The following is a 24,284-nucleotide window of genomic DNA, read 5'->3' on the forward strand; positions in this document are numbered from 1 at the left end:
GGCGTCACACGACGAATTCTTGCCTCGATTTACGCCGCGTTACGTGGGGTGAACGGCCGTGACCGGCGCCTCGACCGGCCACGTTTCGGGTGCCTAGCATGAGGGCTCCGTACCAGAGCGAGGAGACCGTCATGCCAGTGAATGCCCCATCCGTGGTCCTCATTGGCGGCGGCCCGCGCACGGCCGGGTTACTGGAGCGCCTTGCCGCCAACCGGCCGGAGCTGCTCGCCGGCGCGCTCCAGATTCACGTCGTGGAGCCGCACACCCCGGGCGCCGGCAGGATCTGGCGCTACGAACAGCACCCCGGGCTGATGCTCAACTCCGCCGCGGCGGATGTCACGATGTTCACCGATGCCTCGGTCCAGTGCGAGGGGCCGGCGGTTGAAGGCCCCGGCCTGCCGGATTGGGCCGCCGGGGTCCTGGACGGCTCCATCGCGGACGTCCCGGAGCTGGCTCCGGAACTCCGGCGCCAGCTGGCTGCCCTCACCGGCTCCACCTTCCCCACCCGGCAGCTGCAGAGTGTCTACCTGGAATGGTTCTTCCGGCGCTCCGTCGCGGCCCTCGGGCCGGACGTCACCGTCACGGTGCACCGGGACACGGCGTCCGCCGTCGAACTTGTGCAGGACGGCCCGGAACAACGTGAACCCAAACAGGGCCCGGAAAGCTACCGCGTCCGGCTGGCCAGCGGCGCGGTGCTGCGCGCCGACGTCGTGATCGCTTCCCTGGGGCACACGGATTCGCTGCCGGACGAGGAGTCCGCCGCGTGGGCCGGTTTTGCCGCCCGGCACGGCGCGTTCCACGCGGCGCCCAGCTACACCACCGACGTCGACTACGCACCGCTCGCCGCCGGCCAGGACGTGATCGTCTCCGGCATGGGCCTGGCGTTCGTGGACCTTCTGGTTCTGCTCATGGAGGGTCGCGGCGGCAGGTTTGAAGAGTTGCCCGACGGCGGCCTGCGCTACCTGCCCTCCGGTGCTGAGCCGCGGTTGTGGGCCGGGTCCCGCCGCGGCGTGCCCTACCACTCCAAGATCACGTCAGCCCTGCGCGGCGACGCAGCGGCAGAGCCCGCGTTCTTCACCGCAGAGGCCGTCGCGGTGCTGCTGGACGCGCCCGGCGAACTGGACTTCCGCGACCAGTTGTGGCCCCTGATCGCGAAGGATGCCGGCTACGCGTATTACCGCGAGCTGTTCACCGGCTACCCGGAGCGGGTCCGGATTGGCTGGCCGGAATTCGCCGAGAGGTTTTCCGCCGCGGAGTGGTCCAGCCAGGACCGCCAGCGACTGGTCACTGAGTCCGTCCCGGACGCAGAGCTCCACCTGGACCTCGAACGGCTGGACCATCCCTTCGCGGACCGGGTATTCGCCGGCCACGCAGATGTCCAAGCCGCGGTGGCAGCGTACATCGGCCGCGACCTTGAATTACGCACCGGACCGGACCATTCGGAGACGCTGGCCCTGTTCATTTCCCTGCTCAAGTCCTACATGGACCTGGGCCGACTGCTCCCGGCAGAGCGGCTGAACGCGCGGTCGCAGCGCGACGTCCAGGGCTGGTGGCACGGTTTCTTCAGCTTCGTCGACTCCGGGCCGCCGCCGCGCAGGCTGCGGGAGATGCTGGCGATCCACCAGGCCGGACTGCTGCAGTTCATCGGCCCAGGCCTGGAGATCGAGGCCGCGGAGCACTCGGGCCGGTTCGTCGCCCGCTCGGCCCAGTCCGGGCTCACCGTGTCAGCGGCGGCCCTGATCGAGGCCCGGCTCCCGGCGCCGTCGGTGGCCCGCTCCGCGAACCCGCTGCTGCGCCAGCTGCACACCTCCGGGCTCGGCACCGAGCAGCAGCTCCTGACCGCGGACGGCACGCATGCGACCGGACGGCTCCTGGTGTCCGCCCACAACGAGCTGATCAGCCCGGTGGGGGAGAGGCGCGAGCGGCTGTTCGGCGTCGGGCCCGGCACCTCCGGCTGGGGCGCGGGCGCCTTCGCCCGGCCCCGCACCAACGCCGCACCGTTCCGGGAAAACGACGCCTTGGCCCGGCGCATCCTGAACCTGCTGTCCGGCCCAACAACGGCCAGGCCAGCATCGAGCCAGACCAACAACGATCAAGCGGGCAGTGAGCCAGCCAACATCGGCCAGCCGGTGCCGCAGGCCGCCGCCGGCGGAAAGACACCGTCATGACACCGCCACCACTACACACCCCGCCCGCCGAGGCCCGGCCCATCGAAATCCCGCCGGCGGAAACCCAGCCCGCGGGCAGCTCCACGCTGACGGTCCTCAACCTCCCCATGAGCGATCCCAGGGTCCGTCCGCTCCTGGACGAGCTCGCGCTCGAATATGACACCCGCTACGGCAACCTCTTCGGCCGCGGAGCCGCCGCGGAGGAACTCAACCGCTACCCGGCGGAGGAATTCGCGGCGCCTGGCGGGGCCCTGTTGATTGTGCGCGAGAACGGCGAATCTGTGGCGGGTGGCGCCTTCCGCCGGCACGGCCCGCAGACCGCCGAGTTCAAGCGGATCTGGACGCATTCGGCCCACCGCCGCCGCGGACTGGCCCGGTTTGTCCTTGCCGAACTGGAAGCGCTGGCCGCCCGCCGCGGCTACCGGAAGGTCTACCTGACCACCGGCCCCCGCCAGCCGGAGGCGAAGCACCTTTACCTGAACACCGGCTACGAGGCCCAGTTCGATCTCTCCGCCGACCCGGAAACCATCGGACCGCTGCCCTTCACCAAAGACCTCGCCAAACCAAACCCGAATCCAACCCAACGCGGAGTCACTTAGCGCCCATCCAAGGCCTTGGGATGGGCGCTAAGTGACCCCGCGTTGCTTGTTTGTTCGCCGTGGGCCGGGGAGCGGCGCTTCGGGCTAGAGTTCCACATGGGGTTCGCCCCTAGGACGAAGTTTTCAGGAGCCGCCACGAAACGGCGGAGAAGCAGCCGGGAGTCATCAGTGCGGCATGGATCCAAGCCCACCATCCGCGACGTCGCGGAGACGGCCGGGGTGTCCCTGACCACCGTCTCCTACGTGCTCTCCGGCCGCTCCGGCGGCACCACCCGGATCAGCCAGGCCACCCAGGACCGGGTGCAATCCGCGGTCCGCGAACTTGGCTACGTGGCCAACCGTGCCGCCCGGGGAATGCGCCGGGGCCGGACGGAGCTGGTGGCCGTAGCCGTCGTGGACCTCGAGCAGCCGCGGGACAGGGCCATCGCCACGGTGCTGGCCGGAATCCTGCCGGAGCACGGCTATCAGGCCGTCGTCCTGCTGGGCGGAGGCTGGCGGCAGTTCATGCTCTCCGGCGGCGCCGACGGCGTCATCCACACCTGCGCGCCGGAGACTGGCGACGATTCCGGGACCATGGCTGAACTCGCCGTCCGCGGCGTGGCCCAGGTGCTCATCGCGGACGACGCCGGGCCCGGCAGCCCCGGTGTCCACGGCGCCTACGATGTGATCTCCGGAACGGACAGCCCCGAGGTCCTGGCCGAGCGCGCCGTCACGGCGCTGCTCGCCAGGCTCCGGAGCTAGGAACCCGCTTAGGCTTTCAGCGCGGCGGCCTCCAGTGCAGCGGCGTTCTGCGTTGGTTCCTCCCGGAGGGGGCGCCGGGCCAGCCACGCGGCCACGATCGCGCCGGAGACGTTGTGCCACAGGGAGAAGACGGCGGACGGCAGCGCGGCCAGCGCGCCGAAGTGCGCCGTGGCGAGGGTGGCGGCCAGGCCGGAGTTCTGCATCCCGACTTCAAAGGCGAGGGCCCTGCGCGCCTTGTCATCCAGGCGCCCCAGCTTGCCGGCCAGGTAGCCCAGGCCCAGTCCGAAGCCGTTGTGCAGTACCACGGCGAGGAACACGATGCCGCCCGCGGCGACGAGTTTGCTGGCGCTGCCGGCCACCACGATCGCCACGATCAGGGAAATCACGGCCGCGGAGGCCCACGGCAGCGCCGGGAGGACCCTGGCCACGAGCTTGCGGAGGAAGAGGCGTGCCAGCAGGCCGGCAATGACGGGCAGGAGGACGGTCTTGACGATGTCCTGGACCATGCCGCCGGCGTCGATGCTCAGGTACGAGCCGGCCAGGAACAGCACCAGCAGCGGCGTCACGATCGGGGCGATCAGCGTGGACACCGAAGCGACGGCCACGGACAGGGCGACGTCGCCCTTGGCCAGGAACGCCATCACGTTGGAGGCAGTGCCCGACGGCGCGCAGCCCACCAGGATCAGACCCACCGCAAGCTCCGGCTCGAGGTGCAGGCCGACGGCGATCAGCCAGCCGGCCCCCGGCATGATGACGTAGTGCGCCACGATTCCCAGGGCCACGGCCCAGGGACGCTTGGCCACCGAGGCAAAATCTGGCGGGGTCAGCGTCAGGCCCATGCAGAACATGATGATGCCCAGCAGGAAGGGCACGCTGGGCGCGAGCGGTTTGAACGCCCCGGGGAGCAGGAAACCGGCGAGCCCGGCCATCACGACGAGGATCGGGAAGATGGTCACCGCGATCCGGGCGATCTTTGCCTCGGCGGCGAGGGCGGGATTGGCCGGGACGTCGGCGGCAGCGCTCGCGTCCCGGGCGGTATTCGGAGTTTTGGTTGCCTCAAGCATCCAAGAATGGTGCCACCGGCATCCACGGACTGACGACTTCGTGACCACCTGTCGAACGAATATGTCAGATTTTTGGCACCTCCCGGGCCGGTATTAGGTCACACGATTGGGCCTTTTTGTTTGCCCTGGTGCGGCCTACCGTGGAACCACGGCGCTGCCCGTCCCGGGTGGCCGGAGCATGGAGGAAATCCAATGACGACGCACGTAGCCGACTGCAGCGTGAACAATTGCTCCTTCAACGATCACTCCCACTGCAACGCGGCCGCCATTACCGTCGGCGGCGCTGAAGACCATGCCTCCTGCGCGACGTTTATCGACATCGGTGTGCACGGCGGGCTCCCCAAGGTGCTGGCCGACGTCGGTGCCTGCCAGCGTACCGAATGCGCCCACAACGATCACCTGATGTGCAAGGCGCCCGAAGTGCACGTGGGCCCGGGGGTCGACAACGCGGATTGCCTCACCTACGCCCACAGATAAGCCGCGTGTGGCGTCGAAATTCCCCACTTTTGAGGGCGATGCCCGGCGTGTCGCACAGAAACGCCGGTGAGTCCCGGCGTCGCACATTCAAAGGTGGGGAGAATCCGCGCAGGGCAAGCAGCACAGAGCGGGGAAGGGCGCGGCATTGAGGCACACAGGCAGGGCAGGGCGGCATAGAGAATCCGGATCCGCAGACGCGGGCCCGCGCTAGCCCTGGGTGAGCCGGTACCGCTCGATCTGCTTGAGCCGCCGGAGGAGACTGTCGCGGCGGGGGTGCGGGACGGCGTCGGCCGGCTCGGCGGTGAGCTCGATGTGTTCGGTGCCGTACTGCCACAGCAGCAGGTCATCGAGCAGCCGGTCCGGGCCGGGGGAGTAGCGGTGGTCCAGGGCCTTGCGGACTTCGGTGATCCGGTTGGCGCTGAGCAGCCCGGCGAGCTGCATGGTCTGGTTGAGGCCGTGGGCCGCCATGAGTTCCGCGGCCCAGCCCCAGTCGTCGTCGACCTTCCGGTCCACGTGCGGCAGCAAGGTCCGCCACACGTCGCGGATCCGGTTGGGCGTCAGCTGCGCGCCACCCTCGCCGTCCACATCCCAGTAACTGCGGACCTCCTCGTAGCGCTCATGCAGGTCCGAGAACGCGCTCTCCACGGTCTCCAGCATGGCTGCCGTGGCCGTGAACTGGCGGTCGAAGTGCGGGGTCCAGGCCCGCGGGTCCTCGGCCTTGAAACGGATGTCGTGCTCGATCTCGCTCCAGGCGTGCGCGAACACGGTGCGGATCTGGCACTCGAAGAAGTAGCTGCCGTTCGGCGGGACTTCCGGGTTGAAGGCCAGCTGGTAGTCCTTGACGGCCTCGTTCTGGATAGTCCGCAGGATCAGGTGCCGGCTGGAGTAGCCGTAAGTACCGGACTCGATCGAGCCGATGTCCTTTTCGCGGTCTCCACGGCAGTCAAAGAGCTGGCGCTGGCGCTTGATCAGGTTGGCCACTACCGCGTTCTCCGCGGGCAGCTTGGTGATCACACGGATGCCCACCATGTCGTTCAAGGTCCGGAAGGGATCCGGGAACTTCAGAACAGGCGGCCCGCCGGGCTCCAGCGGTTCTTCGGTGCGGGAAATTTTCTCGCGGAAGGACTCAACGGTCTTGGTGCGGCCGGTGACGAACAACGGCGTGACCTCGGTGTCCTTGAGCATGGTCCGCAGCGTGAGCAGAACCTCCCGGGTGACCAGCTTCAGGGCAGGCCGGACCCGCTCGTACAGTTCCACGTTCTCCTGCACGGAATCGCGCAGGCTCAAGTCCAAACGGTCCCAGTTGCTCGCCATGGATCCAGCTTACGGCGCACCGCCGACACCTGCCCGCAGGCACTGCCGCGGCCGCCGCCGTCGGGCCGTGTTCAAGGGCGGTGTTCAAGGGCGGCGTGCGGGGCCCGGCCTGCGCGGGGCCGCTTGGCGCCCAAGGTAGGCTCAGCACATGGCTGAAATGCGGCGGCGGGCTATGATCGCTGCCGCAGCGGCGGTGACTCTGGGGGCAGTCTCCGTCGCCTGTTCACCGGGCCCCAAGGAGGACGCTGTGAAGAGGCAGAAGTACCAATATGGCGAGGACCCCAGCCAGTGGGGTGAGCTCTTCCTTCCGGAGGTGGCCGCGCCCAAGGGTGTGGTGGTGGTGATCCATGGCGGGTACTGGCGTTCGCAGTACGGCGCAGAACTTGGGGAACCCCTTGCCAAGGACCTCGCCGCGCACGGCATGGCAGCCTGGAACCTGGAGTACCGGCGCGCCGGCAACGGCGGAGGCTGGCCCAACACCTTTGCCGACGTCCTGGCCGGAATCGACAAGCTCGGGGAGCTCGCAGACGAGCACGGCCTCGGGCTGGACCGGGTGGTGGCCCTGGGCCACTCGGCCGGCGGTCACCTCGCCGTCTGGGCGGCGGGACGCAGCCGGCTCGCCGGGCTCGGAGCCCCGGACGCGGACCGCCAGCTGACGCGCCGTGGCGACGACGACGGCGCGGTGCAGCTTACCGGCGTCGTCAGCCAGTCGGGGTTGCTCAACCTCGCGGCCGCCGAGCGGCTCAACCTCAGCAACGGCGCCGTCAGCAACTTCCTGGGCGGCTCGTCGGAGAAGTATCCCAAACGGCACAAATATGCAGACCCCATGAGCGCGGTGCCACTCGGCGTGCCCGTATATGCCGTTCACGGCACGGAGGATGACAGTGTGCCGGTCAGCCAGTCCGAGACCTACGCCGGAGCAGCCAAGGCGGCCGGTGCGCCGGTCCAGTTACTGAAGGTCCCGGGCGACCACTTTGCGCTCATTGATCCAAAGGCTCCCGCCTACCGGAAATGCCGTGAACTCGTGCAGCAGCTGCTGGTCTGAAGCCGGCGCGGGTGCCCACCTAGCTGCCAGCAAGGCGCGCCCGGCCGCCTGCCAGACGTCCCCGGGGCGGGTGAATGCCAATAGACTGGACCAAGGTGCGCCGGGAAGTCTGGTCGGCATGATTCCGTCGACCCCACTTTGAGGACTCCATGAGCGCCCCGCCACCCCCTCCCACACCCCCTCGCCTCACCGTTTTCGGCCGCGGCAGCTACGCCGAGGCCCTGCGAATCGGCGAGATCCTCCGCAAGGAAACCGTTGGCGGCGCGCTGCTGGTCGCGGCGGCGGCGGTGGCCTTGGTCTGGGCCAACTCCCCGGCCTCGGAGAGTTACTTCGCGCTGCGCGACTTCACCATCGGCTACGGGCCCTGGCATCTGGAGCTGAGCCTCGGTGCATGGGCCGCCGACGGCCTGCTGGCCATCTTCTTCTTTCTGGTGGGGCTCGAACTCAAGCGCGAATTCGTCGCGGGCGACCTGCGCCAATTCAACAAATCCGTGGTCCCGGTGGCCGCCGCCGTGGGCGGCGTGGCCGTACCCGCGCTCATCTATGCGGCAGTCAACCTCGGCGGCCCCGACGCCCTGCGGGGCTGGGCGATCCCCACCGCCACTGACATCGCCTTCGCACTCGCCGTGCTGGCGATCATCGGTTCCCACCTTCCCAGTGCGCTGCGGATCTTCCTGCTCACCCTCGCCGTCGTGGACGACCTTCTGGCCATCACCATCATCGCCATCTTCTACACGAGCGAACTCCATCCCGTGCCTCTCCTGCTGGCCCTGCTCCCGTTGGGCCTGTATACGCTCCTGGTGCAGAAATACCGTCGGTTCTTCGGCATGCACTCACTGGCCGCGTGGGTGATCCTTCTGCCGCTCGGCGCCGCCACGTGGGCGCTCGTCCACGCGTCAGGAATCCACGCCACCGTGGCCGGGGTCCTGCTCGGCTTCGCGGTCCCGGTCCGGCGGTCCCAAGCCAGCGGCGGGCCCGAGGCCGGACCGGGCCTGGCGGAGATCTTTGAACACCGGTTCCGCCCGATCTCGGCTGGATTCGCGGTCCCGGCCTTCGCGTTCTTTTCCGCCGGGGTGGCCGTCGGCGGCTGGCGGGGCCTCGGTGCCGCTGTGACGGACCCCGTGGCCGTGGGCATCGTCCTGGCCCTCGTGCTCGGAAAACCGGCCGGGATCCTCGGCACCACCTGGCTCATCACCAAGACCACGCGGGCCAGGCTGGACCGTTCGTTCAAGTGGATCGACATCTTCGGGCTGTCCATCCTTGCGGGCATAGGTTTCACGGTGTCGCTGCTCGTGGCCGAACTGAGCTTCGGCCAAGGCACCGTCCACGACGACCACGCGAAGGTCGGGATCCTTGCGGCCACAGTGCTCGCGGCTCTCCTCGCGGCCGCCGTGCTGCGGGTCCGCAACAAGCAGTACCGCCAGGCGGAAGAGGAAGAAAAGATCGACTCGGACCACGACGGCATCCCGGACGTCTACCAGCGAGACCGTCCCGCACGCTAGCTGGGGCCCTGCAGCTTGGGTGGACAGGCCAGCTTGACGGACTAGATTTGGGGGTGCGGCAGGGACGTGCCGTCCAGAGCAACGGTGATACCCCAAGGGGTATCATTGTGTAGCTGGAATACGCGCGCCGGGCCGTCCGGCGCCCGCGAAAGGAACAGGCATGAAGAGCATCTCCGTCAAGGACCTGGCCGCCCTGGGCGACGCCACCGAAATCGTCGATGTACGCGAGGAAGACGAATACGCCGCTGTCCGCGTTCCCGGCGCCAGGAGCATTCCGCTCTCACGGTTTGTCCAGTCCCTCGACGAGGTTCCGGCCAGTGGAACCGTCTACGTCATGTGCGCCGCCGGGGGGCGCAGCGCACAGGCCGCCACCTACCTGGAGGACCAGGGGTACGACGCCGTCAACGTCACCGGCGGGATCATGCAGTGGCAGGACGAGGGACACCCCGTCAACCGGGGCTGACCGTACCGGCCTGACCTCACCGGAGGGATCATGGAAGTCATCGTCATCGAGACCCCGCAGCTCGGGGACCGCAGCTATCTGGTCCACGACGGCTCCGTGGCGCTGGCGATCGACCCGCAGCGTGACACCGACCGCATTGAGGCGGCCGCCCGCGACGCCGGCGTGGCCATCACGCATGTGGCCGAGACCCACTTGCACAATGACTACATCACCGGCGGGCTGATCCTGGCCCGCGCCCACGGCGCCAGCTACCTCGTGAACGCCGCCGATCCCGTCGCCTTCGAGCGTACGCCCGTCACGGACGGCCAAACCGTCCGGGTGGGCTCGCTCACGGTCAAGGCGGTCGCCACGCCCGGCCACACGCACACGCATATGTCGTTCATCGTGGACGACGGCGAGGAGCAGGCCGTCTTCTCCGGCGGCAGCCTGCTGTATGGCTCGGTGGGCCGCACCGACCTTGTTGCCGAGGCGGACACGGTCGGCCTGACCCATGACCAGTACGCCTCGGTCCGGCGCCTCGCCGCCGAGTCCAGCCACGACGCCGCCCTGTTCCCGACCCACGGATTCGGCTCGTTCTGCTCCTCCGGACCCGCCAGCCGTGCCCGGTCCTCCACCATCGGCGAGCAGCTCGCCGCCAACCACGCGCTGACGGACCCTGACGAGGACCACTTTGTCCGCCAGCTCATCGCCAACCTCACGGACCACCCGTCGTACTACGCCCACATGAGTCCGGCCAACCTTCGGGGACCGGCCGCCTCCGAGCTGACCGTTCCCGAATCGCTGGACGCCGCGGAGCTCACCCGGCGATTGGACGACGGCGAGTGGGTGGTGGACCTGCGGCGGCGGGTGGCGTTCGCCAACAGCCACCTCAGGGGCAGCGTCAGTTTTGAGTATGGCTCCGGCTCCAGTTTCACCACGTATCTCGGCTGGGTGCTCCCGTGGGGTGAGCCGCTGACTCTGGTGGGCTCGCGGGAAGACATCGAGCGCGCCATCCGCGACCTTTCGCGGATCGGCATCGAATCCCCGGACGCCGCGTTCGGTTCCGAGCCGCACGCCCTGGCACCGCAGGCCCGCCTCGCCTCCTACCCGCGCGTGGGCTGGGATGGCGTGCTGGCCGGCCGGCCGCCCGGGGACACCGTCCTGGACGTGCGCCGGGCCGACGAATTCGCCGCTGCCCGCGTGCTCGGTGCGGTCAACGTGCCGTTGCACGAGCTGTTGCTGCGCCTCGGGGACGTCCCCGCCGGGAAGCTCTGGGTGCACTGCGCTTCCGGGTACCGTGCCGGGATCGCCGCCAGCCTCCTCCAGCGGGCGGGCAGAGACGTTGTCCACATCGACGCCAGGTTCGGCGATGCCGCGTCCGCCGGGATTACGCTGGACACCACGGCCGCCTGAGACCGTGGCCTGAGCGGGCAGCCCGGCGGAAGCGGGCGGGCGCGCAACACACGGCGCCGGAGCGGATTCTCTGGCAGAGTATGGTCATGCTCACAGTTATTGGCGAAGGACTGGTTGATGTAGTCCAGCGGTCCTCCGGCGTCCAGGCCCATGTCGGCGGCAGCCCCCTCAACGTGGCGGTGGGGCTGGCGCGGCTGGACCATCCCGTCCAGTTCATTGGCCGCTACGGCCGAGATCCGTATGGCGAGGCCCTGGCCGCACACCTGAAGTCGAGCTCCGTGTTGCTCCCGCTGGGACCCGACGAGCTGCCCACCAGCGTGGCCGCCGCCCGGATCGACGACGCCGGCGCCGCCACTTACACCTTCGACCTCGCCTGGGAGCTTCCCGGCGTCGCGGCGCGCCTGCCGTTCCTGCTCCAGGGAACCACGCTGCTGCACACCGGATCCATCGCCACCATGCTGGCGCCCGGCGCCGCCGAGGTGCTCGCCGCCGTCGAGCGCGCCCACCCGTCCGCGACCATCAGCTTTGACCCCAATTGCCGCCCCAGCATCATCCCGGACGTGGACTACGCCCGCGGGCAGGCCGAAAAGTTCGTAACCCTCGCTGACGTGGTGAAAGCCTCCGACGAGGATCTCGAATGGCTCTATCCCGGTGTTGACCCGCTGGATTCGGCCCGCCGCTGGCTGGCGCTGGGCGGCTCCGAGGGCCCCGCCATGGTGGTGGTGACCCGTGGCGGCCACGGCCCCTGGGGCATCAACGCCGCAGGTGCGGCGCAGTTCCCCGCACCGGAGATCAGCGTCGCGGACACCGTGGGGGCAGGGGATTCGTTCATGGCCGCGCTGCTGTCCGGCGTGGTGGATCTGGGCCTGGACGGGGCACAAAACCGCAAGGCCCTGCGCGAACTCTCCGCCGAAAGTCTTCGCGATCTGCTCGCCCATGCCTCCCGGGCAGCGGCGGTCACCGTGTCCCGTGCCGGCGCCAACCCGCCCACGCGCGCGGAGCTGGCACGGGTGGAAATGGGGGCCCAACCCCTGCAGTGAGTGAAAGGCAGCCATGACACGCCACGAATTTCCGCAGTTCCCTGTCCGTAGTGAATCCTTTGCGGAGGGCCAGACACTCCCGCCTGCCCAGCGCAGCGGCAAAATGCGCGCCGGCGGCCAGGACGAGTCCCCACAGCTGAGCTGGAGCGGCGCCCCGGCCGGCACTAAGGGCTATGCCGTCACCATGTTCGACCCCGACGCCCCGGGCCGCGGCGGATTCTGGCACTGGGCCGTGCTGGACGTCCCCGCCGACGTCACGTCGCTGCCGGCAGGGGCGGGCGCCGAAGGCGGCAAGCATCTTCCCGCGGGCGCCATCCAGTTGAGGAACGACGGCGGGTTCCACGGCTACCTGGGCGCCGCGCCGCCTCCCGGGCACGGGCCGCACCGGTACGTCATCACCGTGCACGCGCTCGACATCGCACCGTCGGGGCTCAACGAGCACACTTCTCCGGGCAGCCTGGAAGCGAAGCTGTTGCGGCACACCCTGGGCCGGGGAACGCTTACCGGCATCTTCGAACGCCACTGAGCCGCCTCGGCCCGCCGCCGTCGCCCTCGCCCGAGGTCGCCGAACTCGCCCGAGGTCGCCGAACCCGCCCTCGCCCCGAGGTCGCCGAGATCGCCGCAAACTCTCCAGGTCGCCGAACTCGCCCAACCCGTCCCGAGGTCGCCGCAAACTCTCCAGATCGCCGGAATATTCCGGCGAACGCGACGCGTTCCGGCGATCTCGGCGCACACCTCGGCGCACACCTCGGCGCGCACAGCCGCGAGGGCCGACCGTCCCGGCGCACGTAGACTGGCACTATGCGGCTGGTAGCAAGTGACATCGACGGAACGATCCTCGGCCATGACGGCAAGATCAGCGACAGGACCGTCCGCGCGTTCCACGCCTGCCGCGACGCCGGGCTGGAACTGGTGTTCGTCACTGGGCGCCCGCCGCGCTGGCTCCACCCCCTGCAGGACCAGCTGGGGCACACCGGAACGGTCATCTGCTCCAACGGCGCTGTCGTGTGGGACCTCGAGGCCGACCGCATGCTCTCGGCCCGGACACTGGACCTCGACGCCATGTTCGAGGCGCGCCGCATCATCAAACGGTTGCGTCCGTCCGCGCTGTTTGCAGCCGAGACCCTGACCGGCTTCCACTTGGAACCGGGCTTTATCGAGAACGGCTCGAGCGAACTGCTCGCGGAATTCACGCCGGCCCCGCTGCACACCACCCTCACTGAGGGGGACTCCATCGCGAAATTCCTTGCCATCGTCCGGGAAGGCACCGCCGACGAATTCCTGGCCGAGGTGACACCCGCCGTCGCCCACTTGGCGGCCGCGACCCACTCGGCGCCGAACATGGCCCTGCTGGAGCTGTCCCTGCCCGGGGTGAACAAGGCCGTGACCCTGGCCGAATATGCGGCCTCGCTCGGCATCGGCGCCGCGGACGTGGTGGCCTTCGGGGACATGCCCAACGACATCGAGATGCTTCGATGGGCCGGGCACGGTTACGCCATGGCCAGCGGCCACCCCGAAGCGATCCGGGCCGCCGGTCAGCAGGCCCCGCACTTCGACGACGACGGCGTCGCCCAGATCCTCGAGGCCAAGCTCGCCGAACTCGGCGTCCGGTTGCCCTGAAGCCACGGGGGAGCTGACCACGTCCACTCGGACACCGCCGGCGCCCCTGCACCCTTGCACCCCTGCACTCCGCCGCAAACCGGCCGTCCGCGTGGACACCGGATTCCCAGTGGACGGCCAACTGGCGTTCACCTTGGCCTCCTAGGCTGGGACCTCGCGACAGATCGTTTGACCGATAGTGGGGACATCATGGCCAGATACCGCATCAACAACACGGACGAACAACCCCTGCACAAGGTGGAGCCGGACCGGCACTGGAGGCAGCTGCGCCAGGGCGACCGCGTCAGCGTCCGGCTGGGCCCGGGCTTCGAGACCGGCGGCCTCGTGGACGCCGTCACGGAGGATCACAGCATGATCTGGGTGGACCTCGACGGCGGCCGCGGCCGCACACTCCTGCACTGCAGCGACGACGTCGAAATCCGCCAGAACGACTCCTGACGACCCGATCCCGCTCAAGCCGGCCCCGTTGACCCGATCCCCTCGGCCCCGGCACCGGCAGATCGAGCCTCGGGTACGCTTCAGGAGTGACTGAACCGCACCCCTACTTCGCCCCCCGCGGGCATCCCGACGGCGGCCCCGAGGACCCAGCCGCCAGGACCCCAGGACCCGCCGGAACCTTCACCGGCACCCGGGCGCCCCTGGCGCTTGCCCACCGGGGCTTCTCGCTGGACGGACTGGAGAACTCGATGGCCGCCTTCCGCGCCGCCGTCGAGCTCGGGTTCCGGCACCTGGAGACGGACGTGCACACAACGGCCGACGGCGTGTTGGTGGTCTTCCACGACAAAGCCCTGGACCGGATCACGGCGGAGCGGGGCCGGATCGCGGACCTTCCTGCCGCGACCGTGGACCTGGCCAGGATCGGCGGATCCGAACCAATCCCGCGGTTCGAAGAGCTGATCGCGGCCTTCCCTGACGTCCGGCTCAATGTCGACGTCAAGGACTGGAATTCCGTGGCCACCCTGGCCTCGGCGATCGAGCGCCACGGACTGCACGACCGGGTACTGGTGGCCAGTTTCTCGGACCGGCGCCGCCGTGCAGTGCTGAAGCAGTTGAGCCGTCCCGCCGCGAGTTCGGCCGGCATCGTGTCCAATGCCGTGTTCGTCCTGCTGGGCCCCGTGCTGCCGGCGCGGCTGATGTCGCTCGTGGCGCGCCGGGCACTGCGCGGAGTCCACGCCCTGCAGGTCCCGGTCCGCTATGGTGCCGTGCCGGTGGTGACGCCCGGCTTCATCCGGCGGGCACACCGGCACGGCCTGCAAGTCCATGTGTGGACGGTCAATGAGCCCGCCGAAATGCACCGCCTGCTGGACCTCGGCGTCGACGGGATCGTGACGGACCGCGCGGACCTGCTCAAGGCGGTCCTCCAGGAGCGCGGGACCTGGTCTTAAACGGGTCCCGGTCTTAAAGAGAGGGACCGGCGTCAGGCGGAAAGTTCCATCATGAGTGGCGGCAGTTCCTCGTTGAGCTCCCGGGCGAGGTAGCCCAAGCCGCCCAGCCGGCTGGCAAGTCGGTCTCCGGCCGCAGCATGCAGATGCGTTCCCCAGCAGGCAGCCTGCGCGTTGCCCGTTCCCCTGGCGCGAAGGCCGGTGATGGCGCCAGAGAGGACATCTCCGCTGCCTGAGGTGCCCAGTCCGCTGTGCCCGGTGGTGATCTCCCAGAGGCGGGGCCCAGACGCAGCAGCCCTGCCGCTGCTGCGGGGTTCTGCGATCACCCCTTGGCAGGAGACCACGGCGTGATATTTGTCGGCCACCTCAGGGAGCTCGCGGTGCAGATCCTCGACATCCCGGCCGAGGAGGATGGCCGCCTCCGTGACGTTCGGGGTTAGGATCAGCCGGCCGGCCCACGGAGACAGTTCGTCTTCGAGCTCCGGCAGGCTGGCCATTGCAAAGGCATCCAGGACAAAACACGGCTGGTTGCCCGGGGTGGCTTTGAGGAGTTCACGCAGCAGCGCCGTGGTTTGGTCCTTGTCGTCCAGGCCGGGCCCCACCAGGACGGCGTCTGCTGTTTCCAGCTCGGCGGCCAGGGACCCGCCGGCGGAACCTACCACGGTCCCGGCCGTCGTTTCCGGCAGTCCAAGGACGCCAGCTTCGGGCAGGGCAATGGCCAGCGGTATCGCCACGGAATCCGCCACGGCCAGAGTCAGCCGGCCCGCACCCGCGCGGAGGGCAGCGACCCCGGCGAGCAAGGCCGCTCCGGGCGTCTTGCGCGCGCCGCCGATGACCAGCACGGAGCCACGGTCATCCTTCCCGGAGCCGCCGCCGGGAAGGGGCCAGGCACGCAGCAACGTCGGGGTGACGGCCTCGGCCTGAGGGGGCTTGGGCCGCCGGGACTTAGCGGGGGTGGACATCCGCGTCGCCCGAGTGCTGGGTTACCGGGACGCCTTCGCTCGTGAGGTGGTCGGCCATATTGAAAGTCTCCAACAGCCATTCCCCCCTGCCGTCGGGCCGGACGAAGCGGCTGACGGAGGCATTGAGGATGGTGGACGTGGCCGCGATGTCCAGCAGCTGCTGCTCCGAGAGGCCCTCCAGGATGTAGCGGATGAGCAGGATCACGGCGTCGTGGCAGACCAGCAGGACGCCCTCGCCGGAATGCTTGTTGTCAAGGTCGGCCAGCAGCGAGCGGAGCCGCAGCACCACATCCGCCCACGACTCACCGCCCGGGGGCCGGTAGTAGAACTTGCCGAGCCACCGCCGCCGGCCGGCCTCCTCGGGGAGCCGGGCTTCCACCCCGGCCGTGGTGAGCATGTCCAGGACTCCTAGCTCGCGGTCGCGCAACCGCTCGTCGATCAGGACTGCCGTTTGCCACCCGCCGGTCTGGACGGCGAGTTCTGCGGTCTGCCGGGCGCGCAGGTAGGGCGAGGACCAGACCGGTGTGCGCCGGCCGTCCGGATACTCCGCGAGGAGCCTGCCCAGGGCCAACGCCTGTTCAAGTCCCGTGTCCGACAATCCGACATCCGCGTCCCGTGCCGGGACTTCAATGACATGCGCACCGGCCTGTTGAGCCAGCGTGGCGGCAACGTTGCCTTGGCTTTCACCGTGACGTACCAGCAGCAGCTCGGTCACGCCCGGAACGCTGCCGTGTCCGTGGTGGCTCATCGATCCCCCTGTCCGTTGGTTCCCGACGTCGTCCTCTGCCGGCCCGGACCGGGCCGAATGTGTGTGGCAGCCACGTTACTCCCGGTGGCGCGGGTTTGTCGCTGCGCCGGGCAGTCGAGCATGGTCAGGCACCGCCGGACTGGCAGGATAGTGCCATGCGCATCCTCATCGCCCCGGACAAGTTCAAGGGCTCCCTCACCGCCGTCGAAGCCGCCGCCGCCATTGCCGAAGGCGCCCTGCGCGTCTACCCGGACGCCGAGACCACCCAGTTTCCGGTGGCCGACGGCGGTGAAGGCACCCTCGAGGCGGCTGTTGCGGCCGGTTACGAGGAACGGCTCAACGCAGTTGTTGGCCCCATTCTGGCCCCGATCGGTGCCGCGTGGGCCATCCGCGCGGACGCCTTCGGCGGGGCCACCGCGGTGATCGAAACGGCGCAGGCCTCCGGGCTGGCGCACATGGAGCCCACGCCGGCCAACTCGCTGCGCGCCCACAGTTATGGCTGCGGCCAGCTGATCGCCGCTGCGCTGGACGCCGGGGCCACGGAAATCGTGCTCGGCGTGGGCGGTTCGGCCATGAGCGACGGCGGCAGCGGTGCCCTCCGGGCGCTCGGTCTCAAACCGCTGGACGCCGCGGGCAATGTTGTGCCGCTCGGCGGCGGATCACTCGCCGAGGTCGCGTCCGTGGATACCAGCGGCCTCGACCCGCGGCTGGCCGGGGTGAAGTTCAGGATCGCCGTGGACGTCCAGAACCCGCTGTACGGCAGCGACGGGGCCGCGTACGTGTTCGGTCCGCAAAAAGGTGCCGACGCCGATGCCATGGAGCTGCTCGACGCCGGCCTGCGCAACTGGGCCTCGGTCCTGCGCGGGGCGACCGGCCGGGACGTCAATGTGCCCGGCGCCGGGGCGGCCGGTGGCTTCCCGGCGTCGTTCCTGGCCTTCAGCACCGCCGCCCTGGAAGGCGGCTTCGAGCTGGTGGCCGGGCTCACCGGGCTCGCCGCGAAACTCGCGGTGGCTGATTTGGTCATCACCGGAGAAGGCTCCATGGACAGCCAATCGCTGACGGGCAAAGCGCCGATCGCCCTCGCCGACGCCGCCCAGGCGCTCGGCATTCCGGTGATCGTGGTGGCCGGCCGGATCCTCGTCACCCCGGAGGACCTCGCCCCGCACGGAGTAGTCGCCGCGGCGCAGCTGCTGGACGTCGCCGGCAGCCCGGAGGACGCCATCGCCAACGCCGCAAAGTACCTCACCTGGGTCACCAGCCAGGTCCTCGAAGGCGCGTAGCGCATCTGCTGGCCGGGCGCGGTGCCGGCCACCCCGCAGGTTAGGCGCCGGTCTCGTAGTGCGGTTCGGCCACGGGTTTGGACTCGGGGGAGCCCTTCTCGCGCAGGTAGACCGAGGCGCCCACAAGGACCGCCACCGCCAGGAACTCGCTTTGCCAGTTCTGGAATGACTGGAACCAAAACTGGCTCGTCGCCAGAAAGCCCAGCACGGTTACCGTGGGCTGGCCGTGGCTCTGCTGCTCACTGTTGTAGGCATCAGCACCGCCCACCGCGTGCAGGATGAAGGACGCCACGAACAACAGCAGGAACATGATCGAGAGCGAGTGTTCGTAGAGCTTGAGCACCAAGCCGCCGCGCCGGACGGGCCACGGGGTGGATGGCTTGAGCTTGGCTTCCCTGGGGTCCTCGTCCTGCGGGGCGGGGCTGCCCATGGGCTTGGACTCGGAAGACCCCTTCTGGAACAGGAAGACGGTCAGGATGACGTACATGCCCATCTGCAGGAATTCCGACTCCCAGTTTTCGAACGTCGCCTCCACAAAGTCCCCGGTACCGAGGTACTGCAGGATGCTCACCGCCGGTTCACCATGGGCCAGTTGGTCCTCGCTGTAGCTGGCCGCCCCGCTGAGAATCATGCCGCCGAAGAACACGACGAAGAGTCCGATATTGGCCAGCAGCAGGCCGTGGTTCTTGACCCACCTGCCCATGGTTCCTCCCGTTCCTCCCGTGCCTGCCGTGTGCCGCTGATGTGAAATGCCTGTCATAGTGACTCCTCTTCGCGGCCCTGCCGCTGTAGCCATGCGGGAACAACGATCAACAGCAGGACCAAAACGGTGAGCAGCCCGACGCCGGCTACCACGCCCGCCGTCCGGCCTACGGTGACGTCGAAGATCAGGGACGTGGTACCCACGCTCAGGAGCGCGACGCCGGCCAGTGAAACCTTGGCGATGACGTCGGCGCTGGCCACGAGCGTGGCCTTCAACCCTTGCCGGAACAGCCGGCGGTGCACGCTCACGGGCAGCAGGATGGTGGCCGTGGTAAGGGCAGCCAAGACAACGTTGGCGAGGTACAGGCGGGTCTGGTAGTCGTCGAGCGTCTGGAAGCGCACCTGGAACGGCAGGGTCAGGAGGAAACCGGCAAGGAGCTGGACCCCGGTCTGGAGAACCCGGAGCTCCTGCAGCAGTTCGGCCCAGTTGCGGTCCATCCGTTCAAGACGCGATTCGTCCCTGCCGTCATCTTTCGGCGCCGTTGGGCCTGTCATTGGTGCTCCTCCGCGCAATCCTGAAACCAAACCGTGCACCTGCCGCAACGTGCGGCCTACCCTCAACCTAGGCTTGAGAGTTGCTAAAAGACAAGTCGGTAGTAAGCCTGCTGACGATTTTTGAGGTTAGGGTAGAAACTGATTACTTCGCTGGGATGTTTCATAGGACACGGTTGCACCGTCCGATGAGCTTCCCTGGAAACCGAACGTGGTTAGGTGGACTATGAGTGACGACGCAAGCAGCACGGCAGCCAGCGCCTCCAGCGGCGGCAAGCAGCAGGACCAGCCCAAGCAGCAGGACCAGCCGCGCGATCCCCGCGCTGGCTACCACGCGGGCCCGTTCCCGGAACAGGTCCAGAAACAGCCCGGCCTCACCGCACCCATGGAGCCCAAACCGGACCATGGCGAGGAAAGCTACCGCGGCAGCGGCGCCCTGAGCGGCAAAGCCGCCCTGATCACCGGCGGTGACTCCGGAATCGGCAGGGCAGTGGCGATCGCCTTCGCCCGCGAGGGAGCCGACATCGCGATCTCCTACCTGCCGGAGGAAGAGGAAGACGCACAGGAGACCGCCGAGTGGATCCGGAAGGCCGGCCGCAAGGCCCTGCTGCTCCCCGGCGATGGCCGCAGCGAGGACTTCGCGGCGCACATCGTCGAGGCGACGCTGGCCGAATTCGGGGGCCTCGATGTCCTGGTGCTGAATGCGGCCTACCAGAAGAACCGTGACAGCCTGGAAACGCTGTCCACCGAAGAGTTCGACCGCGTCTTCAAAACCAATCTGTACTCCCTGCTCTGGACCGCCCGGGCCGCCGTCCCGCAACTGAAGGCCGGCGCCTCCATCATCACCACAGCCTCGATCCAGGCCTTCAACCCGTCCCCGGGGCTCATCGACTACGCCATGACCAAGGCGGCCCAAGTGGCTTTCACCAAGGCGCTGGCCCAGGAGCTTGGACCCAAGGGAATCAGGGTCAACGCCGTGGCACCGGGTCCCATCTGGACGCCGCTGATTCCGGCCACCGAATGGCCGGAGAAACTGCCCTCCTTCGGCCAGGACACGCCGCTGCAGCGGGCTGGCCAACCGGCGGAGCTCGCGGCCGCCTACGTGCTTCTCGCCTCGGACCACGGTTCCTACATTTCCGGAGCAGTGCTTCCGGTCACCGGCGGCAAAGGTCTCTGAGTCCGCATTCATCCGTCCAGTCCAGCTAGTCCCTTTTCCAGCACCAGGAGGAATGACATGACTGAAAACCAGCAGGATCCCAAGAGCGTCACCGAAGAAGCGGGCGGCTACGGCACGCCGACCGCCGAGCAGGAGATGCCCGACGGCGATGCAAGGAACTTCGCCCAGCCCCGCGAGGAGGAGGCCTTCGACGCCGCCGGGCTGAACCAGGACAGCCCCGACGGCGAAACGTATCCGGCCGGTGCACCGGACCTTAGCCAGTTCGGTGCCGAAGACCAAGACAGTGCAGGAGAACCCGGAGCAGGACGCTTCGGAGGAACGGAGGAACAAATGAGTTCAGAAAACGCCAGCGCAACCCCCGGCTTCGACCCCGACGCCCAGGAGGATGCCGAGGCCGCAGTGCCGTCGTCGGAGGCGGAGATGGACGAGGCCAACACGGAAGAGCCCGACGCCGGACGCCCCTTCTCCTCCGAGCCAGGGCAGGACGCGGCGGGCCTGCCGGACGGCTCCGGCACGGACCTGCCGGAGAGCAAGTCGCCGAAGGACCGCGACGATGACAAGGACTCCTTCGACGCCGGCTAGTCCCGGCGCCGTCGCCCCCGCGGCTGCGGGAGCTGCCGCCCCAAGGAGGGGCCCTGACAGCGAAGGAGGCCGGACTCTGCCTGTGGGCGGAGTCCGGCCTCCTTCGTCTGCGGGAAGTTGCCGCGCAAGCGGTGCTTCTTAGCGGTGTCCTTTTAGCGCTGTTATTTAGCGGCGCTTCTTGGGGGCGCGCTTGACGGCTGCCTTGACCGCGGCCGTCGAGGCCGCAGCCGGCGAGGGATCTTCGGTTTCCGGCTCCGCCACCGTCCCCCGGACCTTCGCGATCGCCTTCATTCCGTGGTAGATCACCAGGGCCGCGGCCGAGCCCAGCGCGATCCCGGTGAACTTCAGGTCGCCGATGGTCCAGGTGTAGTCGGCAATCCCGACAATCAGGGCGACGGCGGCCGTGGTCAGGTTGATCGAGTTGGAGAAGTTCACCTTGTTCTGGACCCAGATCTTCACGCCCAGCACACCGATCATGCCGTAGAGCATCGTGGCCGCGCCGCCCAGGACGCCGGCGGGGACGGTGGCGATGAGTTCGCCGAACTTCGGCGAGAAGCTCAGGATCACCGCGAAGACGCCGGCCACCCAGTACGCCGCCGTCGAATAGACCTTGGTGGCAGCCATGACGCCGATGTTTTCGGCGTACGTGGTGGTCCCGGAACCGCCGCCAAGCCCGGCAAGGACAGTGGCGGCGCCGTCGGCCAGCAACGCCCGGCCGGACACGCCGTCGAGGTTCTGCCCTGTCATGGCTGACACGGACTTCACATGGCCGATGTTCTCTGCCACGAGCACCAGCACCACGGGCACGAAGAGGCCCACGACGCCGAGGTGGAACTCGGGGGTCTGGAAATGCGGCAGGCCGACCCACGCGGCACCCTCCATCTTGGAGAAGTCCACCTCGCCCCGGATCATCGCAACCAGGTAGCCCACCAGAACTCCCACCAGGATGCTCAGCCGGCCCAGCATGCCGCGGAACAGCACGCTGACCACGATGATGACGGCCAAGGTGATGAAGGCCGTGACGGGGGCCAGGTCGAAGTTGGCCTTCGCCGCGGGCGCCAGGTTCAGGCCGATCAAAGCCACGATCGCACCGGTCACAATCGGCGGCATGACCCGGTTGATCCAGCCGGCGCCGAACTTCTGCACCACGGCGCCGACGACGGCGAGGGTCGCGCCGGCCAACACCACTCCACCGAGCGCCCCGGGAATACCGAACTGCTGCTGGGAAGCCATGATCGGCGCGATGAAAGCGAAGCTCGAACCGAGGTAGCTCGGCACGCGTCCCTTCGTGATGACCAGGAACAGCAGGGTGCCGATGCCGGAGAAGAACAGGGTGGTGGCTGGCGGCATGCCTGTGATAATCGGGACCAGGAAGGTGGCACCGAACATGGCAACAACGTGCTGCATCCCGATCCCTACCGTCAGGGGCCAGGTGAGCCGCTCATCAGGCCTGACGACCTCACCGGGGCGGACGGACTTGCCGTTGCCGTGGAGCTTCCATTTGGTGCCGAGCATGCTCATGCCGGGGCCTTTCAGAGAATGTGGGCGGGCGGGGAAGGAATCTTCCGGAGCAACTTTACCGCGCGGGGTATTGCCGGCCGTCCCCTCGTGCGATTGGCTTCCGGCCATTGCCCTCCCGCCTGGCGGCGCGGTGTGCCGCACGTCATAGGACGCAGTGGGAAGCAGACGCGGGCTGTTGAAGTTGCAACTATGGACACCAGGAGAAGCCGGCCACACGAGAGTGCGCCGCCACAGCGAAAGGGATGCCCATGACAATCGCCCACGATGAAGCAGTAATCGAGGCAGCTGCCGTCGACGCCATCTTTGCCGAAGCCCGCACCGCCAACGTCTTCACCGGCGACGTTACTGACGAGCAGGCCCGCGCCATCTACGAACTGACCAAGTTCGGCCCCACCGCCTTCAACTCCCAGCCGCTGCGCGTCACCTACGTGCGCTCCGACGAAGCCCGGGCCACGCTCGTGGACGCACTTTCCGCCGGCAACCGCGCCAAGACAGCTTCGGCACCGCTGGTCGCGGTCCTGAGCTACGACACCGCCTGGCAGGAACAGTGGGATACGTTCCTTCCCGGCTACAACGCCCCCAAGGCCATGTACGACGCCGCGCCGGACCTTGCCGCGGCCACAGGCAACAACAACGCTCACCTGCAGGCCGGCTACTTCATCCTTGCGGTCCGCTCACTCGGCCTCGCGGCCGGCCCCATGACCGGTGCCGACTTCGCCAAAATCGACGCCGCTTTCTTCCCCGAGGGAAGCCAGAAGAGCTTCCTGGTGGTCAACATCGGCCAGCCCGGAGAAGACGCCTGGGGCGCCGCCAAGCCGAAATTCGCCTACGAGGACGTCGTCCGTACCGTCTAGTTGCCTTGGCGCCGTTCTCCGGCGCTGTCCACCCGCGGAGGTGCCTCCGGCGCTGTCCACCCGCGGAGGTGCCTCCGGCACTGTCCACCCGCGGAGGTGCCTCCGACGCTGTCCACCCGCGGAGGTGCCTCCGGCGCTGTCCACCCGCGGAGGTGCCTCCGGCGCTGTCCACCCGCGGAGGTGCCTCCGGCACTGTCCACCCGCGGAGGTGCCTCCGGCACCATGGGGGACAGGCCGGAGGCACGCGGGACGTGATTCTGCGGTTCAGCGCAAGGCCCACATCCAAGGCCACTTCCCATTTTAGTCCGTGCCTTCGCCGCCGGCACTGCCTGTTTGCGGCAACCACCCCGTTTCGCGGACGCCGCGGCGTGGCACACTTTTCCCATGCGGAACCTGATCGCGGTGGCCTTCGTGGAACCGGTCGTCGAGGGGCTCGAGTTTCCCCGAGATGACTGGCCGCTGCACCTCACCCTAATTAAATTCGACGTCGCTAAGTCGGACGTCGCCAAGTTCGCCGTCGCCGAACCCCGCCACAAAGCCGGCACGGAACGCGAACCAGGCGCGCCACCGGCGTCGGGTGATCCGCTTGCCGAACAGATCGCCATCCTCATGGCTGGGCCGGTGGCCGATGCCCTGGGCAGCCGGCTCAGCGTGGCCGGCGAAGCCGGGTTCGGGCGCGCGGGGTCGATCCCGGTCAACCTGATTGAACCCAGCGAACAGCTGCAGATCCTCCACAACGAGCTGGTCCGGATCGTGGAGCAGTTGCCAGGCAGGATCTCCACACCCGCCTACACCCTGGAAGGGTACCGGCCGCACGTCTCGCACCACGGCGACAAACGGCTCCGGCAGGGCGAGACCTTCGCGCTGGACCGGGTAGCGCTGGTGGACATGGCGCCCGACGGCGGGCACGCCACCCGCCGGATCCTGAAGTTGTGGACCGAAGACCCGGTGTAAGCCGGAAGGGCTCATAGAAGGGCCTGCACGTCATATCCGGGACTCCGGCGGTCGCTTCCTCGGGCCGGGTGCCATACTTGGGTCAGCTTCGACGGTTTATTCCACGGTTTATTCGACGGAGTGACGTATTTCGGGCAAATCACGG

General features: G+C 68.5%; 25 protein-coding genes. 18 read left to right on the top strand and 7 right to left on the bottom strand.

Features of this window, described 5'->3' with window-relative positions:
• The first annotated feature begins 131 nt into the window (after nt 1-131).
• The 3 genes from AC1DKQ_RS17720 to AC1DKQ_RS17730 all read left to right on the top strand — a co-directional run bounded on the left by AC1DKQ_RS17720 (nt 132) and on the right by AC1DKQ_RS17730 (nt 3,508).
• On the top strand, nt 132-2,168 hold the full coding sequence (locus tag AC1DKQ_RS17720; protein WP_476919723.1) for an FAD/NAD(P)-binding protein: 2,037 nt from the start codon (nt 132-134) through the stop codon (nt 2,166-2,168).
• Nucleotides 2,165-2,767: a GNAT family N-acetyltransferase gene (locus AC1DKQ_RS17725; RefSeq protein WP_476886016.1), complete on the top strand. Its 603-nt coding sequence runs from the start codon at nt 2,165-2,167 to the stop codon at nt 2,765-2,767. Before AC1DKQ_RS17720 ends, AC1DKQ_RS17725 begins: the two co-directional genes overlap by 4 nt.
• A 168-nt stretch (nt 2,768-2,935) precedes the next feature.
• A complete protein-coding gene (locus AC1DKQ_RS17730; RefSeq protein WP_476886017.1) occupies nt 2,936-3,508 on the top strand; it encodes a LacI family DNA-binding transcriptional regulator in 573 nt (190 codons plus the stop codon).
• Between the two features lie 8 nt (nt 3,509-3,516).
• Here AC1DKQ_RS17730 and AC1DKQ_RS17735 read toward each other — a convergent pair whose 3' ends face one another.
• Nucleotides 3,517-4,572, bottom strand: a complete 1,056-nt coding sequence (locus tag AC1DKQ_RS17735; protein WP_476886018.1) for a bile acid:sodium symporter family protein — start codon at nt 4,570-4,572, stop codon at nt 3,517-3,519.
• Between the two features lie 192 nt (nt 4,573-4,764).
• On the opposite strand from AC1DKQ_RS17735, the gene AC1DKQ_RS17740 reads away from it, so the two are divergent.
• Complete coding sequence (locus AC1DKQ_RS17740) at nt 4,765-5,049, top strand: DUF1540 domain-containing protein (protein WP_390201628.1); 285 nt, start codon at nt 4,765-4,767, stop codon at nt 5,047-5,049.
• Between the two features lie 207 nt (nt 5,050-5,256).
• Here the strand turns inward: AC1DKQ_RS17740 and AC1DKQ_RS17745 are convergent, their stop codons facing one another.
• Nucleotides 5,257-6,363: a GTP pyrophosphokinase gene (locus AC1DKQ_RS17745; protein ID WP_476886019.1), complete on the bottom strand. Its 1,107-nt coding sequence runs from the start codon at nt 6,361-6,363 to the stop codon at nt 5,257-5,259.
• A gap of 247 nt (nt 6,364-6,610) precedes the next feature.
• Here AC1DKQ_RS17745 and AC1DKQ_RS17750 point away from each other — a divergent pair, with 247 nt between their 5' ends.
• From AC1DKQ_RS17750 to AC1DKQ_RS17790, 9 genes are all read left to right on the top strand, one after another.
• Nucleotides 6,611-7,408 carry an alpha/beta hydrolase gene (locus AC1DKQ_RS17750; protein WP_476919724.1) on the top strand — a complete coding sequence of 266 codons (798 nt, stop codon included), beginning with the start codon at nt 6,611-6,613 and terminating at the stop codon, nt 7,406-7,408.
• Between the two features lie 149 nt (nt 7,409-7,557).
• Nucleotides 7,558-8,910 (top strand): Na+/H+ antiporter NhaA, encoded by a 1,353-nt coding sequence (gene nhaA / locus AC1DKQ_RS17755; RefSeq protein ID WP_476919725.1) that lies wholly within the window; start codon nt 7,558-7,560, stop codon nt 8,908-8,910.
• A 160-nt stretch (nt 8,911-9,070) separates the two neighbouring features.
• A complete protein-coding gene (locus AC1DKQ_RS17760) occupies nt 9,071-9,373 on the top strand; it encodes a rhodanese-like domain-containing protein (protein ID WP_476886022.1) in 303 nt (100 codons plus the stop codon).
• A gap of 30 nt (nt 9,374-9,403) precedes the next feature.
• Nucleotides 9,404-10,765, top strand: a complete 1,362-nt coding sequence (locus tag AC1DKQ_RS17765) for an MBL fold metallo-hydrolase (protein ID WP_476919726.1) — start codon at nt 9,404-9,406, stop codon at nt 10,763-10,765.
• An 86-nt stretch (nt 10,766-10,851) separates the two neighbouring features.
• Nucleotides 10,852-11,805, top strand: a complete 954-nt coding sequence (locus tag AC1DKQ_RS17770; RefSeq protein WP_476886024.1) for a carbohydrate kinase family protein — start codon at nt 10,852-10,854, stop codon at nt 11,803-11,805.
• Between the two features lie 13 nt (nt 11,806-11,818).
• A complete protein-coding gene (locus AC1DKQ_RS17775) occupies nt 11,819-12,331 on the top strand; it encodes a YbhB/YbcL family Raf kinase inhibitor-like protein (protein WP_476919727.1) in 513 nt (170 codons plus the stop codon).
• A 275-nt stretch (nt 12,332-12,606) separates the two neighbouring features.
• The gene (locus AC1DKQ_RS17780; protein ID WP_476919728.1) at nt 12,607-13,425 is read left to right on the top strand and encodes an HAD family hydrolase; all 819 of its coding nucleotides are present in this window, start codon (nt 12,607-12,609) and stop codon (nt 13,423-13,425) included.
• A gap of 189 nt (nt 13,426-13,614) precedes the next feature.
• Nucleotides 13,615-13,863, top strand: a complete 249-nt coding sequence (locus AC1DKQ_RS17785) for a hypothetical protein (RefSeq protein ID WP_476886027.1) — start codon at nt 13,615-13,617, stop codon at nt 13,861-13,863.
• A gap of 86 nt (nt 13,864-13,949) precedes the next feature.
• Nucleotides 13,950-14,810, top strand: coding sequence for a glycerophosphodiester phosphodiesterase family protein (locus tag AC1DKQ_RS17790; RefSeq protein WP_476919729.1), 861 nt, complete (start codon nt 13,950-13,952; stop codon nt 14,808-14,810).
• 32 nt (nt 14,811-14,842) lie between these two features.
• On the opposite strand, the gene AC1DKQ_RS17795 is transcribed toward AC1DKQ_RS17790, so the two are convergent.
• Both AC1DKQ_RS17795 and AC1DKQ_RS17800 read right to left on the bottom strand, forming a co-directional pair.
• A complete protein-coding gene (locus tag AC1DKQ_RS17795; protein WP_476919730.1) occupies nt 14,843-15,769 on the bottom strand; it encodes an NAD(P)H-hydrate dehydratase in 927 nt (308 codons plus the stop codon).
• The gene (locus AC1DKQ_RS17800; protein WP_476919731.1) at nt 15,753-16,517 is read right to left on the bottom strand and encodes a histidine phosphatase family protein; all 765 of its coding nucleotides are present in this window, start codon (nt 16,515-16,517) and stop codon (nt 15,753-15,755) included. The genes AC1DKQ_RS17795 and AC1DKQ_RS17800 overlap by 17 nt, the downstream gene beginning before the upstream one ends.
• Nucleotides 16,518-16,672: 155 nt before the next feature.
• Here AC1DKQ_RS17800 and AC1DKQ_RS17805 point away from each other — a divergent pair, with 155 nt between their 5' ends.
• Entirely contained in the window at nt 16,673-17,797 is a 1,125-nt protein-coding gene (locus AC1DKQ_RS17805) for a glycerate kinase (protein WP_476886031.1), read from the top strand.
• Between the two features lie 40 nt (nt 17,798-17,837).
• On the opposite strand, the gene AC1DKQ_RS17810 is transcribed toward AC1DKQ_RS17805, so the two are convergent.
• Both AC1DKQ_RS17810 and AC1DKQ_RS17815 read right to left on the bottom strand, forming a co-directional pair.
• A complete protein-coding gene (locus tag AC1DKQ_RS17810; RefSeq protein WP_476919732.1) occupies nt 17,838-18,557 on the bottom strand; it encodes a DUF6766 family protein in 720 nt (239 codons plus the stop codon).
• Nucleotides 18,554-19,054 (bottom strand): DUF6328 family protein, encoded by a 501-nt coding sequence (locus tag AC1DKQ_RS17815; protein ID WP_476886033.1) that lies wholly within the window; start codon nt 19,052-19,054, stop codon nt 18,554-18,556. The genes AC1DKQ_RS17810 and AC1DKQ_RS17815 overlap by 4 nt, the downstream gene beginning before the upstream one ends.
• Before the next feature lie 223 nt (nt 19,055-19,277).
• Between AC1DKQ_RS17815 and AC1DKQ_RS17820 the strand changes: the two genes are divergently transcribed.
• Together AC1DKQ_RS17820 and AC1DKQ_RS17825 are read left to right on the top strand one after the other, a co-directional pair.
• A complete protein-coding gene (locus AC1DKQ_RS17820) occupies nt 19,278-20,228 on the top strand; it encodes an SDR family oxidoreductase (protein WP_476919733.1) in 951 nt (316 codons plus the stop codon).
• Nucleotides 20,229-20,285: 57 nt separating this feature from the next.
• Nucleotides 20,286-20,810, top strand: a complete 525-nt coding sequence (locus AC1DKQ_RS17825; RefSeq protein ID WP_476919734.1) for a hypothetical protein — start codon at nt 20,286-20,288, stop codon at nt 20,808-20,810.
• A 165-nt stretch (nt 20,811-20,975) separates the two neighbouring features.
• On the opposite strand, the gene AC1DKQ_RS17830 is transcribed toward AC1DKQ_RS17825, so the two are convergent.
• Entirely contained in the window at nt 20,976-22,331 is a 1,356-nt protein-coding gene (locus tag AC1DKQ_RS17830; protein ID WP_476886036.1) for a uracil-xanthine permease family protein, read from the bottom strand.
• 248 nt (nt 22,332-22,579) lie between these two features.
• Here AC1DKQ_RS17830 and AC1DKQ_RS17835 point away from each other — a divergent pair, with 248 nt between their 5' ends.
• Together AC1DKQ_RS17835 and AC1DKQ_RS17840 are read left to right on the top strand one after the other, a co-directional pair.
• Nucleotides 22,580-23,185 (top strand): malonic semialdehyde reductase, encoded by a 606-nt coding sequence (locus AC1DKQ_RS17835; protein ID WP_476919735.1) that lies wholly within the window; start codon nt 22,580-22,582, stop codon nt 23,183-23,185.
• 384 nt (nt 23,186-23,569) lie between these two features.
• Nucleotides 23,570-24,139 (top strand): hypothetical protein, encoded by a 570-nt coding sequence (locus AC1DKQ_RS17840; RefSeq protein ID WP_476919736.1) that lies wholly within the window; start codon nt 23,570-23,572, stop codon nt 24,137-24,139.
• Nucleotides 24,140-24,284 lie beyond the last annotated feature (145 nt).

This window comes from Arthrobacter sp. 05L421, from assembly GCF_056397785.1.